At 62.6% G+C, this 12,283-nt stretch carries 12 protein-coding genes; 6 read left to right on the forward strand and 6 right to left on the reverse strand.

All coding sequences use genetic code 11. From position 1 onward, the window contains the following. Positions 1 to 18: 18 nt before the first annotated feature. Entirely contained in the window at positions 19 to 939 is a 921-nt protein-coding gene (locus ACSYG9_RS23165) for an SDR family oxidoreductase (RefSeq protein ID WP_454843029.1), read from the reverse strand. A 150-nt stretch (positions 940 to 1,089) separates the two neighbouring features. On the opposite strand from ACSYG9_RS23165, the gene ACSYG9_RS23170 reads away from it, so the two are divergent. After that, on the forward strand, positions 1,090 to 1,530 hold the full coding sequence (locus ACSYG9_RS23170) for a VOC family protein (RefSeq protein ID WP_454840071.1): 441 nt from the start codon (positions 1,090 to 1,092) through the stop codon (positions 1,528 to 1,530). Positions 1,531 to 1,610: 80 nt separating this feature from the next. Here ACSYG9_RS23170 and ACSYG9_RS23175 read toward each other — a convergent pair whose 3' ends face one another. The 3 genes from ACSYG9_RS23175 to ACSYG9_RS23185 are packed head-to-tail and all read right to left on the reverse strand — an operon-like array spanning position 1,611 to position 5,055. Beyond that, complete coding sequence (locus ACSYG9_RS23175; protein ID WP_454840072.1) at positions 1,611 to 2,402, reverse strand: hypothetical protein; 792 nt, start codon at positions 2,400 to 2,402, stop codon at positions 1,611 to 1,613. Positions 2,403 to 2,458: 56 nt separating this feature from the next. After that, positions 2,459 to 4,714, reverse strand: coding sequence for a TPR repeat region-containing protein (locus ACSYG9_RS23180; RefSeq protein WP_454840073.1), 2,256 nt, complete (start codon positions 4,712 to 4,714; stop codon positions 2,459 to 2,461). Further along, positions 4,711 to 5,055, reverse strand: coding sequence for a hypothetical protein (locus ACSYG9_RS23185; RefSeq protein WP_454840075.1), 345 nt, complete (start codon positions 5,053 to 5,055; stop codon positions 4,711 to 4,713). Before ACSYG9_RS23185 ends, ACSYG9_RS23180 begins: the two co-directional genes overlap by 4 nt. Before the next feature lie 260 nt (positions 5,056 to 5,315). Between ACSYG9_RS23185 and ACSYG9_RS23190 the strand changes: the two genes are divergently transcribed. Next, positions 5,316 to 5,837 carry a nitroreductase/quinone reductase family protein gene (locus tag ACSYG9_RS23190; protein ID WP_454840077.1) on the forward strand — a complete coding sequence of 174 codons (522 nt, stop codon included), beginning with the start codon at positions 5,316 to 5,318 and terminating at the stop codon, positions 5,835 to 5,837. A gap of 983 nt (positions 5,838 to 6,820) precedes the next feature. After that, entirely contained in the window at positions 6,821 to 7,501 is a 681-nt protein-coding gene (locus ACSYG9_RS23195; RefSeq protein WP_454840079.1) for a GNAT family N-acetyltransferase, read from the forward strand. A 179-nt stretch (positions 7,502 to 7,680) separates the two neighbouring features. Here ACSYG9_RS23195 and ACSYG9_RS23200 read toward each other — a convergent pair whose 3' ends face one another. After that, positions 7,681 to 7,968 (reverse strand): hypothetical protein, encoded by a 288-nt coding sequence (locus ACSYG9_RS23200; protein WP_454840080.1) that lies wholly within the window; start codon positions 7,966 to 7,968, stop codon positions 7,681 to 7,683. 296 nt (positions 7,969 to 8,264) lie between these two features. On the opposite strand from ACSYG9_RS23200, the gene ACSYG9_RS23205 reads away from it, so the two are divergent. The 3 genes from ACSYG9_RS23205 (at position 8,265) to ACSYG9_RS23215 (ending at position 11,907) form a co-directional block, all read left to right on the forward strand. After that, entirely contained in the window at positions 8,265 to 8,735 is a 471-nt protein-coding gene (locus ACSYG9_RS23205; protein WP_454840082.1) for an NUDIX domain-containing protein, read from the forward strand. A 967-nt stretch (positions 8,736 to 9,702) separates the two neighbouring features. Continuing rightward, positions 9,703 to 10,314: an AAA family ATPase gene (locus ACSYG9_RS23210; RefSeq protein ID WP_440124683.1), complete on the forward strand. Its 612-nt coding sequence runs from the start codon at positions 9,703 to 9,705 to the stop codon at positions 10,312 to 10,314. A 90-nt stretch (positions 10,315 to 10,404) separates the two neighbouring features. Then, positions 10,405 to 11,907 (forward strand): protein adenylyltransferase SelO, encoded by a 1,503-nt coding sequence (locus tag ACSYG9_RS23215; protein WP_454840084.1) that lies wholly within the window; start codon positions 10,405 to 10,407, stop codon positions 11,905 to 11,907. 176 nt (positions 11,908 to 12,083) lie between these two features. On the opposite strand, the gene ACSYG9_RS23220 is transcribed toward ACSYG9_RS23215, so the two are convergent. Continuing rightward, complete coding sequence (locus tag ACSYG9_RS23220; RefSeq protein ID WP_454840085.1) at positions 12,084 to 12,227, reverse strand: hypothetical protein; 144 nt, start codon at positions 12,225 to 12,227, stop codon at positions 12,084 to 12,086. Positions 12,228 to 12,283 lie beyond the last annotated feature (56 nt).

Genomic DNA, 12,283 nt, shown 5'->3' on the forward strand with positions numbered 1-12,283 from the left:
AGTGGTGGTGACCTGCATCTACGGCGACGGCATGCCGCCGTTCACGTGGATCGTCGAGCCCACCACATAGCTGGATTCCGGGGACGCAAGGAAAACGTATGCAGGTGCCAACTCGGTAGGCTGCCCGGCACGGCCCATCGGGGTGCTCTTTCCGAATTCGGGCAATTTGTCCTTTGGCTGGCCGTCTGTGGGTTGGATAGGCGTCCATATCGGGCCGGGCGCCACCGCATTGACCCGGATGCCCTTACTTGCCAGTTGATTGGCCAATCCCTTGGTGAAATTGTTGATCGCCGCCTTGGTGGAGGCGTAGTCGATGAGCGTGGGCGCCGGCATGTAGGCCTCGATCGAGGTCGTGTTGATGATGGTGCCGCCTGGAGGTATGTGTGCCAACGCTGCTCGCGTCGTACGGAACATGGCAAGTATGTTCGTCTGGTAGGTCTGTTCGAGCTGGTCGTCAGGCAGTTCCTCGAGGCTGGTCGCGACCACCTGCTTTCCGGCATTGTTGACGAGAATGTCGAGGCCACCGAGCTGTTCCGCGGCCTGTTCGACGACGTCCCGGCAGAAGTCGGCACGGGTGAGATCTCCTGGCAGAGTGACCGCCTTACGGCCGCTGTCGGTGATGATCCGTGCGACCCTCGCCGCGTCCGGTTCCTCGTCCGGCAGGTAGGTGATGGCGACATCGGCGCCTTCACGGGCGAACGCGATCGCGACCGCAGCACCGATACCCGAATCGCCGCCGGTGATCAGTGCCTTGCCAGCCTCCAGCCGACCGGTCCCACGGTAGGAGAACTCGCCGATGTCGGCCCTCGGTTCCAGTTCGGATTCACGTCCGGGCTCGGGTTGATGCTGCTCAGGAGGCGAGATCGTCGGGTATCGGGACACAGGGTTCTGTAGGTAGAGCTGATCTGTGCCGGTTGTGTGCGTATCGTCGTCAGCCATGGATGCCGTCCTGGATGTGTGAGAGCGGTGTTGTCCTTGCATCGCGCGGAGGATAGTTCTTGCCTCCGAGTGCAGGTTTCCCTCGTCGCACGGCCCCAAACTAGGGATGACGATGCGGTAATCGAAATTATCGAATGGAAGATGGACTTCATGGCACACGTGCAGCGTTTCGACCATGTCGGTATCACCGTCGCGGACCTCGCCTCCGCAACGGCGTTCTTCGCAAGACTCGGATTCGAGGTGGAAGGCACCGGATCTGTGGAAGGCGAGTTCGTGGAGACCGTCTGCGACATCCCCGGCGCTCGCTGCGAGATCGTGATGCTACGGCCGCCCGGGGGTGGAGTCGGGCTCGAGCTCTCGAGCTTCATCACGCCCGCTCACGCGCCCGGATCGCCGGCGGCGATGGCCAACGAGGTCGGATTGCGCAATGTGTCTTTCGAAGTCGGCGACCTCGAGGCTGCAATCGATGCGGTAGCCGCGGACGGATACGGACTTATCGGTGGTATCGGTGAGTACGAGAACAGCGTGCGGATGGCTTATGTGCGTGGGCCTGACGGGATCATTGTGTCGTTGTTCGAGCGCGTCGGTTGACCAGACCGGCCCGCAGACGCAAGTCCCTCGGTCGTCGCTGGGCACTGCACTCGACAATGTGACTGGATCGGTTTGCGTCGTCATCGACCCTCCGCTGGTCCGATCCACTCGGGGAATTGCGGAGCGAGGGGGGTTCCGGGAACGACGCCAGCCGCGCGGAACGTGGTGTTGCCGCCAACTTTCAGTGTGTCTGGGTGATTTGCCAGCCACCAGTCGGTGCAGGCGGGTTCGGCAACGTGTTTCTCCGTGTTGAGGCCTTGTGGGATCAGACGAGTGATTCTCCAGGTGCCGAAAACGTTCCAGTCGGGGGTGCGTCGGGCGCGAGAGTCATGGTTTGCACGGTCGGTGTCGGGGATGCCGGGGAGGCCCGGGGTGTCGGCAGTGTTGTGCAGGGAGGCGGTCCAGGAGAGCCCGTGACGGGTGATGTGGTCGTTGGTGGTGGTTTCGGTGTACACGATATCGTCGCAGATGCTTGCGGTGATGTCCGTGGGGGTTTCGATGAGTTCGGTGATGTGGTAGCGGATAGTGTGTTCGTCGACCTGGTCCCAGTCGGTATTCCCCGCGTCGGCTCCCCGGACGATGTTCTGGATGGAGGGGTGGGGATAGCCGATGGCTTCGCGGTATCCGGGGAAGGAGTTTGTGATCGAGTACATCTCTGTTTGCCAGCTGGATTCGAATGCGGCTCGGATGAGTTCTGCTTCACGGCTGAGCAGGTCGATGCCGGGTTCGGCAGACCATGAGCTTGTGTAGATCGGTTGGAAATCCGGTGGTGTGTCCCGGTCGCCAGGGGCGTGTGAATTCGGTTGGGTAGTGCAGCTACTGACGAGTGCAGCGAGGGTGACGGCGATCGCGATGCGACTGAGGTGGGCCATAGAGTCTCGATTCGGCTATCTGTTGTGGTGCGTGGATGCGCGTGGACCTGTGGTGGTCAACTAGGTGGCTTGACTTCGTCATACGCGAGACGAAGACCGTACTGGTTACCCGATTCGCTCAACAGATTGGCGAGCAGATAGTCAGTAGCTGACCAACTCGCGGTGTTGCCAGATACTGAAAAGAGCTCATCGTAAGGACGGACATTTCCGTTTTCCTCGAATACATCGCGATATTTGGTTCGAAGATCTTCTGGGAAGTCTTGAAAAGCCGCCAGGGAAAAGTAGCTGAGGCGCTGGAAATTTGGACGATTCACGTAAGCTTCGGCTGCGGGGTCGGGTTTGGGGCCGATCACCGATTCCTTCATTGGCTCTCCGCCAGCGGAAATAGTGTCGAAGAGCAAATCAGTGCCGGGGAGAACATGACCTCCGAGCCACGTTACAGCGTTGTAGGCGTTTGCCTTTTGTTCGTACACAGCCAGGTCGCGAGCGGCATCGTCGTCATACCGGTCTTGCATCGACATTTCGATGCCCTTGTCGGTCAACGCCAAGAGTTGACCGGCGTTGGCGAGATGCTGGTTCGAATTCGGAGCATCCGGGTTCTCGCCGAATCGGATCTGGGCCGCGACGGACTCTTGCAGGACGTGGGATTGGAAGTGCGTCCCAGCTTCCTCATCCGTACTCAACGCGGCGAAGACGTTGGCGGATCCACGGTAGCTTCGGGAACCCTCGGGGTCCGTCCACCCCTCAGTGTCGAAGCCGGGCCGATCAGGTACTTCGACGTTCACGAGGCTCTGGATGTACGGCGTCATACTGTGGGAAATGGTGCGCACCAGTTCGGGATTCACCTCACCGATCGATTGGTGGTCTGTGCCGGGAATGCTCGACATCTGCTGCCACGCAGCATCTGTGCTCATCGCAGATGCGACCGCCGACATGATCTGTCCGCTCCGGGTTGCTTCCGCGACATCGACGGGATCGTTCGAATCCTGCACGGCGCCTTCGAGTTCGTCGAAGTGGAACATCGGCTGCACCGTGGATTCGTCAGACCACGAGTGGGTGAGGACGTCTCGTACGAACTCAGATCCGTTCGGGTCTGTGACTGCCTGCTCGATGGCAACTCGATCGTCGGAGACGGCTGCGAATATCGGGTCGAGGTACGGATCTCCAGGGGTGTGGCCGTCGACCTCGAAGATGGTCATGTTGCCTTGGGGATCCTGATCGTGTGTGACTTGTGCATCGAGATACTCGCGACCGGCAGCGAGAAGCTGCTTGTCGAGCTCGCTGCCGTTGCGGTACTCGCCGTCCCCTGCGGAGACGATCGATGCGATTGCGTTCGTGTCCGGAACGCCGTGGAGAGTGGTCTGCCGCAGGGCAGTTCCTCCCATCGACTCGACACTGTGGACCACGCGGTCCTCCCGCGACAACGAGTCGCGAATGCCTTCGGGGAGGAGGTCGATGCCGCCTCGGGCGGGGACGTCGGGGTCTCCGCTGGTCGCGACGGTGACGGTGCCGGTCGAGATGATCTGCAACGAGTTGGCCAGACCTGCTCGTGCGTCGTCCGGCAGGGTCGAGATCAGCTGCTCCAACTCGTGTGGACTGAGAGTGTCGAGTGAGCGGGCGACGGTGTTGAGATATTCCATCTGAGAGGCCGGAATCGAGGTAGGTTCGCCAGCGCGCAGGTCGGTGAGTTGCTCGGGCGTGAGAGTTCCCGATTCGACGATGCGGTGCAGGGTTTCGGGGCCGACATCGCCGGCTGCGAGGGCAGCGGCGTCTGCCGTGGCCTGGGTGTCGCCGAGTGCGGCCGCGGAGGTGAATGCGAGTCGCAGGCTGGTACGCGCCTCTTCAAGGCTGCGCGTCAGGTCGAAATCTGCTTGTTCGGCGAGGCCGGCATAACGCTGAAGGTTGGTCTGTAGTCCCGCCCGGAGCGCTTCGCGGTCCGCGTCATCCTCGGTGCGGGGGTCGATCACTTCGAGGTTGTCGGTGATGGTGAAGCAGTTCTCCTGGGCGGTGGCCAGAGCATCGCGCGCAACGTCGAGGTTGCCTTTGATCGCGTGGTACCCGGTGGTGATCGTTTCGGCTACGCGTTCGAGGGTGTCGACGATGGTGCGTGCGGTGGTGCGGTCGTTGTGTGCGCGCTCGAAGGCGGCTTCAGCGGCTATGCCTTCCCAGTATTCGCCGTCGACCTTTTCGACGTGGGCGACGTAGTCGTCGAAGAGGGATTCGATGCTGGTTCCGAAGCTTCGCCAGCCGTCACTCCAGGTGAGGAGCGATCCGGGAGTCCAATTCTCGACCTGGGTTCGGGTCGGTGTCATGCGTCGCTGCCCGTGGTCCAGGCGCCGGTGGCCGACAGATAGGTTGCGGCAAGCTGTTCGGCCATGCTGTCGTCGGCGTTCCTGTACTGGGCTACGGCCTGGCGCATGACGTCGGCGGTTTCCTCGAACCGTTCGGTGACGGCAGCGACCAGCGCTGTGTCGAGTAGGTCGGTGGAGATACTGATGACGGCCCGAACCGACGACAGGCTCGTTGCGGGAGCGTCGATCCAGGGCTCGTGCGGTATGACCTTCAATGTTTCGGCGCTTCGTGCGAGTTGGTCGAGCCGGCCCGACAGGTGTGAGAGTCGATCAAGATCAACTCTCAAGGCATGATTCGGCATGTGTCCCCCCTTGACAGCGATGGAGAGTAGCAGAGCGGTCGGACCGACGGATCACCCTGCACTGGTGCGACTGGGTGAATGCAGGATCGGCAGTCCGTGAATGGGTCACGACGTTGACGCTGTCGAGTCTGGAGAACCGTGGCGGAATGACTCGAGCCTTTCGGAATCATACAGAACCGCCTGGCCACGATCATCGGTGTGCCGCGCCTGCGGCCACATTCAGGACGCTGATCGTCCTATATCCGCGACACACTCGCATCATGAGCGAAATCAATTCGACCACGGGACAGCCCGATCAGGCCGACATCACCGACTATGACGATCCGAATGCGCCGTGGAACCAGGCTTGGGACCAGGAAGGCAGCATCGCGAATTGGAACGATGACGTGATCAAGGAATTCCGGGAGAACTCGGGCAAGGTGGGCGGTGCTTACGCAGGCGGGGATCTCATCCTGCTCACCACCAAGGGAGCCAAGAGCGGCAAGCGGCACACGACTCCGTTGGGGCCTCTGTACCGGGGCGACACTATGTTTGTCAGCTCGTTCATCGAGGACAAGTACCCGGCCTGGTGGTACAACATCAAAGCGAATCCTCAGGTCACCATAGAGCTCCGGGACACCACCTACCAGGCGACCGGCAGGGCTCTCGAAGGCGCGGACTACGACGAGTTCGCGAGCTGGGTGCTGGCCAACAACCCTTTGCTGGCGGACTTCCAGTCCAAGACCGACCGGCCCATGCCGCTGGTCGTGCTGACTCCCAACGTGAGGTCCGAGCGCTCCTGAGAACTCCCGGCCATGATGTGTCGAATGGTGTGCATCGGGCGGCGGAGTAGAGCGAGGACGCTTCTTTGTTTCGAGTGATCGGCAGGAGTGCTGCTGGCGGCTACAACCCTCGAATGTGAGCGGTGCTAAGTGCGAGCCGTACTTTTCGACGTGGGTGGCGTTCTGATCGACTCATATGGTGCCGACCGGCAGGTTTGGAGCCGGTGGTGCGCGGATGCGGTCGGTTTCCTTCGAAGAGGCCTGGTCGGCAACACATGGGCGACGACCTGTCGAAACGATTGCCGAAGTAGCGCCTCATCTTGACCCGGTCGATGAATATGTAGTGCTCAGGAAATTGATGCACGACATCGGAGTTCAGTCCCCCGCAATTCCTGCCGCAGCCTCGCTGCTTGCTTCATTGCCGAAGGAGTGTTGGGGATCGGTCACGAGCGGACGTCGGCAAACATTGCTGTCGCGGTTCAGGACAGCGGGGGATTCCTGACCCGGGGGTCATTGTCGATGGAACCGATGTGGCCGTCGGAAAGTCTTGCGCGGAAGGGTATCTGTGTGCGGCGGAGCTTCTGGGTTTCACGCCTGCTGATGTGCTGGTTGTCGAATGTGCCCCGGGCGGGAGTCGCTGCCGACAGGTCGGCTGGGATGTGGGTGCTCGCGATCGGCCGTCCCGCACACGTGTGCTGAGTTGGCCTTGGCGAATGACTGGGAGGGATCATTGGTTATCGCAACATTGTTTACCCGTTGCTGAATTCGTTCCCGGAGCTGCATCTGGATCTGTATGAGGTGTCTACCGCGGTGAACTCGCGTAATAATGGCCCGGAGCTGCTGTGTCCCGTAGAAGGGTGAGCGCGAAGGGGAGTATGCCATCTGCCACAGCATCGAGGTCGATTCCGACTGATCTGGACTGTTGACTCATCGAAGGAATACCTCCAGTGGCAGCGCCGCCGAGCCTTGGCGAACCGGCTACGGCCTCAGCCAGCTGGTGGTCGGTGTCTGGTGCTGGCGACGGGCGAATGGGCCTCAGCGTGCTGTTCCGGCTGCTGGCTGGGCAAGTCCGGGATGACGCGCTCGCCGGGTCTGCACTCCAGCATGTCGTCGACGAACTGGTCGCCTTCGGCTACGTCGCGGAGTGGATTCGCGCCGCCGAGATCGGACTGGATATCGTTGGTCCGCCGGACTGCCCCCCGGGATCCGACGCGGTCATCCGCATTTCACCGAGGAGAACCATGGCTGTGGAAATCGAACAGGTCAGCGACGTCACCGACGAGATCGTCGACGCCTTCGCGCGTCTCGTTCCTCAACTGTCCCGCTCGGCCCCACCGGTGACAGTCGAGACGCTCCGCACCGTGGTCGATTGCCCCGCGAACACGCTTTTCGTCGCCCGCTTGGACGGCCGCGTTGTCGGCACCCTGACACTGGTGGTCTTTCCCATTCCGACCGGAGTCCGCGGCTGGATCGAGGACGTGGTGGTGGACGCCGAAGCACGGGGACAGCAGGCCGGTGCCACGCTGACCCGCGCTGCGATGGACCGGGCAGCCGAACTTGGCGCCCGGACGGTCGATCTGACCTCGCGTGCGTCGCGGGAGGCAGCCAACCGTCTCTACCGTAACCTCGGCTTCGAGGAGCGGGACTCCAACCTGCTCCGGTACACCCCGATCGACCGTGGCTGATCGCAGTCCGTGCAGCCCCCTGATCTCAGGACCGGGTGTTCGCCTTGTCGACGACCGCCGCACTGTGCACAGGCCGCGATGAACACCATCTCGCAGATGAGATCGGATATGCCGGCGCATCCCGCGGAAGGGCGCCGGGGACATGCCATCGGCTCACCTCGTCACAACTCACGATGCGATCAGATCGGTTTTCGAGCGACGCAGTACAGAACGCCGGCTCGATCGGCACCGACGGTCTCGGACAACTTGGATCGAAAATCATGCTCGAACTCTGCGCGGGCATCGTGCGAGAGCGCTGCGAGTTGTTCTGTGTACATCCGCTCATGCACCGCCCACGCATTGCCTGAATCGGCAGAGGTGAAGCGCGCCTGTTCGTCGTGTATCTCGACGACGCGGAGACCGGCACGTTCGATATGTTCGGCGCTCGCGCTGGGGGTGCCGAGTATTGCGCTGGGGTCGTCGATCACGATGGCCAGCATCGGCGGCGAGGCGACGGAAGAGTTCGGCAGCGGGCGGGTTGTCGGATGCCATCGACGAGAACGCAACCCGGCCGCCTAGGGTCTGGCCGGCACCGATCAGACTGTGCGGCCGAAGGATATGGCTCGTTTGCTGCCTTCAGTTCTCGCCAGCGACGGCGGAAGTTGTGTGGCTGTGCATCTGGGTGACGTCAACGAGGACACCTGGTGATTCGTAGCGCATTGCGGCTGCAGATGCTCACCGCCCCGGGCGTTGCGTGCGGCTGGTGCCCGCTAGCGTAGGACGAGTGAACCATCGCTTTCAGGTAGTGCCGGCTGTCTACGTGCTCTTCCGCCGCGAGTACTGCGGGCGTGAGCAGGTCTTGCTTCAGCTGCGGGAGGGGACCGGCTACCTGGACGGGTATTGGGCTCATGCTGCGGCGGGACATGTTGAGCGGGGTGAGTCGCTCTTCGACGCCGGTGTTCGTGAGTGTGCCGAAGAGCTAGGAATTGCGGTTGATGCCGCTGATTTCGTGGCGCTGACGACGTTGCATCGCCAGGAGCTTCCCGGTCTCTCCTACAAGGATCACCGAGTGGACTTCTTTGTCGAATGCCGTCGCTGGTCATCCGAGCCGCGACTGATGGAACCGGAAAAGGCGGCAGCTCTGAGATGGTTCGATGTAGATGAGCTTCCGACTCCGATGGTTCCGCATGAGGAGTTCGTGCTCGCCGCTCTGCGAGCTGGCCGACTCGCTCCGCTGCACTGCATTGGTTTCTGAGTTTGGTCGTGCGCGCAGTGGCTCGCTTCGGTCAGCTCGCACAGCGATACGCCGATCCGTGTGAAGACCGTCCGCGGGTCTCGACGCAGGCGTCGCCGATCGTGGGCAATGACGCGCTTCCTGACGCGTAGCGACAACGTCGACCGGATGGAGTCGAGCCGGCCGTGGTGGTAGAAGGCGTCACCCGAGTGCAGAACACACTCGTCGTCTGTGTCGACGGTGACGACCGCGTGGCCTCGACTGTGACCGGGTAGCGCGACGAGTACGAGTACGAGTGCGTCGTCGATCTCGGTCAGCTGTCTGCCGCTGCCGAAGCTTCGCCAAGAGACTTCCCGCGCAGGTTCGTGAGTGACGGTCCGTGGTCTCGTTGGGCCGAGAGGTAGCGGTCTACTCCGGTCACCCCGCGAGGACTGGGAGCGGCCTCGTTGGCTGTGGTGGTGGGATAAACTCGGTACCAGTGGAATTCGGATAGTTCGGTTCCGCGCTGCTCACACCGGTGGACTCGATCCTCTGCTTCCTGTACACAGTGGTCGGTCCGGGATTTTGCGGCCGTGCGGTCAGCCGTATTGCTGGTGATGTTCACGTCCTCGCCGTGCTGGTTGCAGTCTAGTGTCCTGGCGCCGCCGCTCCTGATGGCCGACAGTGCCGAATTCGGCATCGTCGGCGCGGTGGCGGCAGCGAGTACAGTGCCGAAACTGGCAGTCGCGCGCCCGAGCCCACCGGTCGCATTTCACCCCATCACGGAAACGAACGGGGCGCGTTCCCGTCCGGCATATGGCCGTCTCATCGGCGGCCCCGATATTCCTGGCTGTGTGTCAGGTCGAGGCCCAGCTCCGATCGTCAACTCGAAGATTCCAGAGACTCGCGAGGCGGCCCGGAACACAAGGCGGCCGAGCACGATTCGTTTCTGCATCGCCGGACTTTGCAGTGTCAGCCGGGAAGAACCACTGCCACTACACTCGGTGTAGTGCTCATCTGGATAAACGGTGCATTCGGTGCAGGCAAGACGCAGACCGCGTTCGAATTGCATCGCCGTGCTCCATCCTCACATGTCGCGGATCCCGAGTTCATCGGATTCGCACTCCACAAGATGCTTCCTGCCCACGCACGGGGCGACTTCCAGGACCGACCTCAGTGGCGGTCGGCCGTCGTCAGGACGCTTGCTGACGCGGTGGCCGTAAGCGACGGACCGGTCATCGTTCCGATGACGCTCGTGAACCCGGCCTACTTCGACGAGATCATGACCGGACTGTCGGCCGAGAACGTCGACGTCAGGCACTTTTCCCTCATCGCATCGCCCGAGACTCTGCGGCAACGGTTGCGGACACGCAGCGGCTATTGGCTCGGTCGTCTTGCGGGGAGGGAAGACACTTGGGCGCTGCGCCAGATCCCTCGCTGTGTGCAGGCGCTCGCTTCTGAGCGGTTCGATGAACACATAGGCACCGATGGCCGCGCCGTGGACGAGGTTGTCGAGGACATTGCGCGACGCACGGGCTTGGACCTGATCCACGACAGGATGAACGGCGCTCGCTACCAGCTTCGGCGCGCTGCGGTCGGTGTGCGTCACATCAGAATCTGAGTACGACCGTCAGCGCCATGCGGCAACAGCGATTCATGGTGACGCTCACGTCGTCGCGAGCATGGTGGCCCAGGTGACTACCCTCGAAGCATGGCTGCTATCCCGGATTCACCAGTAGACGCGAACACGGCGACATTCGGCTTCGAGAGCACGTTCGTCGACGAACTGGGCGACCTCAGTGTGTCGTGGGAGGGCGCCGAGGTTCCGGATCCGACGCTGCTCGTGCTCAACGACCAGCTTGCAGCGCAGCTGCGGTTGGATGAAGGCACACTGCGCAGCGACGAGGGAATCGCCGTCCTGTCCGGGGCCGCGACACCGTCCGACGCGACACCGGTCGCCATGGCGTACGCGGGTCACCAGTTCGGCGGATACGCCCCGCTCCTCGGAGACGGGAGGGCGCTGCTGCTCGGCGAACTCGTGGACCGGGACGGCCGGCGGGTGGATCTGCATCTCAAAGGGTCGGGACCGACGCCCTTCTCCCGCGGCGGCGACGGGTTCGCGGTGGTAGGCCCGATGCTGCGCGAATATCTGGTCAGCGAGGCCATGTTTGCCTTGGGTGTCCCCACCACGCGCGCCCTGTCGGTGGCCGCGACAGGCCGACCCGTCCACCGCAACGGTGCCGAGCCCGGTGCCGTGCTGGCCCGGGTCGCTGCCAGTCATCTGCGGGTGGGCACGTTCGAACTCGCGGTCCGGCAGGGTGAGATTCTGCAGACCCTCGCCGACTACGCGATCGCACGTCATTGCCCGAACCTGGTCGAATTGCCCGCCGAAGGAGAGGGGAATCGCTACCTGGCATTCCTCGAAGCAGTCGTCGACGCTCAGGCATCGCTGGTGGCGCGGTGGATGCACATCGGCTTCGTGCACGGAGTGATGAACACCGACAACACGACGATCTCGGGGGAGACCATCGACTACGGCCCGTGTGCCTTCCTCGATGCTTACGACCCCTCCGCGGTGTTCAGCTCGATCGATCAGGGTGGCCGCTACGCGTTCGGCAACCAGCCCATCGTCCTGAAATGGAATCTGGCGCGATTTGCCGAAACCCTGTTGACGCTGGTCGCCTCCACCCCGGACGATGCGATCACGGCCGCCACTGCGGTGCTCGAGACATTCGACGAACGCTACGAGCATCACTACAGGAACGGTATGGCCGCGAAGCTCGGTCTGACCGGAGAGCTCGCCGACCGGGCGCTGATCGAGGATCTGCTGACCGTGATGGCCGAGCACGGTATGGATTGGACCGGAACTTTCCGTGCTCTCGCAGACGAACTCCGCGGCAACTCGGAGCCCCTCGACGTTCTTGTGGCGCGTGAGCACCTCGACCCGTGGCTGGGTCGGTGGCGTAGTGCTCTCGGGACCCGCAGCTGCGCTGAGACGGCGGGCGCGATGGATCGCGTCAATCCGCTCTACATTCCGCGCAACCACCAGGTCGACGCTGCACTGCGCGCGGCGACCGCCGGTGATCTCGCTCCGTTCCAGGCACTGTTGGATGCGGTGACGCATCCGTTCGAACGCCGGGACGAGTGGGCGGTTTACACATCCCCGGCATCCAGCGAGTTCACTGAGAACTTCCGGACGTTCTGCGGCACCTGATCGTTTTCATGTGCACTGCACGCTCGGCATCACGTTACGGTCCGCGCAGTCGGTGATTACGCGCGATCAGAAGAGCTCCAAGTCCGAGAGGCGCCACTGTGCCGCAGTGACATTCGACAGCACCTGTTCGGGCGTGGTGGCTCCGGTGATCACGGAGGTGACCGATGTCTGAGAGGTTAACCATGGGTCACACCTGCATCCAACGCCGCGTCGATCACGGCACGGGACGCGTCGAGTTCGAGTCGTGTGCCGAAGTTGTTGGTTCCCAAGCCGACCACGGACAGGAGTGGTCCGCTGTCGCCGAGTCGTCGGAAATCCATGCGGGTCCCTCTTCAGCGTGCACGTTGCGTCGGCAGCCGCCTCGTGACAGTGATCA

The sequence above is a fragment of the Rhodococcus sp. SJ-2 genome (assembly GCF_053750035.1).

What these genes read in the sequence shown, in the direction of transcription:
- ACSYG9_RS23175 (WP_454840072.1), bottom strand. Translation starts at nt 2,402, where the DNA reads ATGGCCCACCTCAGTCGCATCGCGATCGCCGTCACCCTCGCTGCACTC.
- ACSYG9_RS23190 (WP_454840077.1), top strand. Translation starts at nt 5,316, where the DNA reads ATGAGCGAAATCAATTCGACCACGGGACAGCCCGATCAGGCCGACATC.
- ACSYG9_RS23215 (WP_454840084.1), top strand. Translation starts at nt 10,405, where the DNA reads ATGGCTGCTATCCCGGATTCACCAGTAGACGCGAACACGGCGACATTC.
- ACSYG9_RS23180 (WP_454840073.1), bottom strand. Translation starts at nt 4,714, where the DNA reads ATGACACCGACCCGAACCCAGGTCGAGAATTGGACTCCCGGATCGCTC.
- ACSYG9_RS23165 (WP_454843029.1), bottom strand. Translation starts at nt 939, where the DNA reads ATGGCTGACGACGATACGCACACAACCGGCACAGATCAGCTCTACCTA.
- ACSYG9_RS23170 (WP_454840071.1), top strand. Translation starts at nt 1,090, where the DNA reads ATGGCACACGTGCAGCGTTTCGACCATGTCGGTATCACCGTCGCGGAC.
- ACSYG9_RS23185 (WP_454840075.1), bottom strand. Translation starts at nt 5,055, where the DNA reads ATGCCGAATCATGCCTTGAGAGTTGATCTTGATCGACTCTCACACCTG.
- ACSYG9_RS23220 (WP_454840085.1), bottom strand. Translation starts at nt 12,227, where the DNA reads ATGGATTTCCGACGACTCGGCGACAGCGGACCACTCCTGTCCGTGGTC.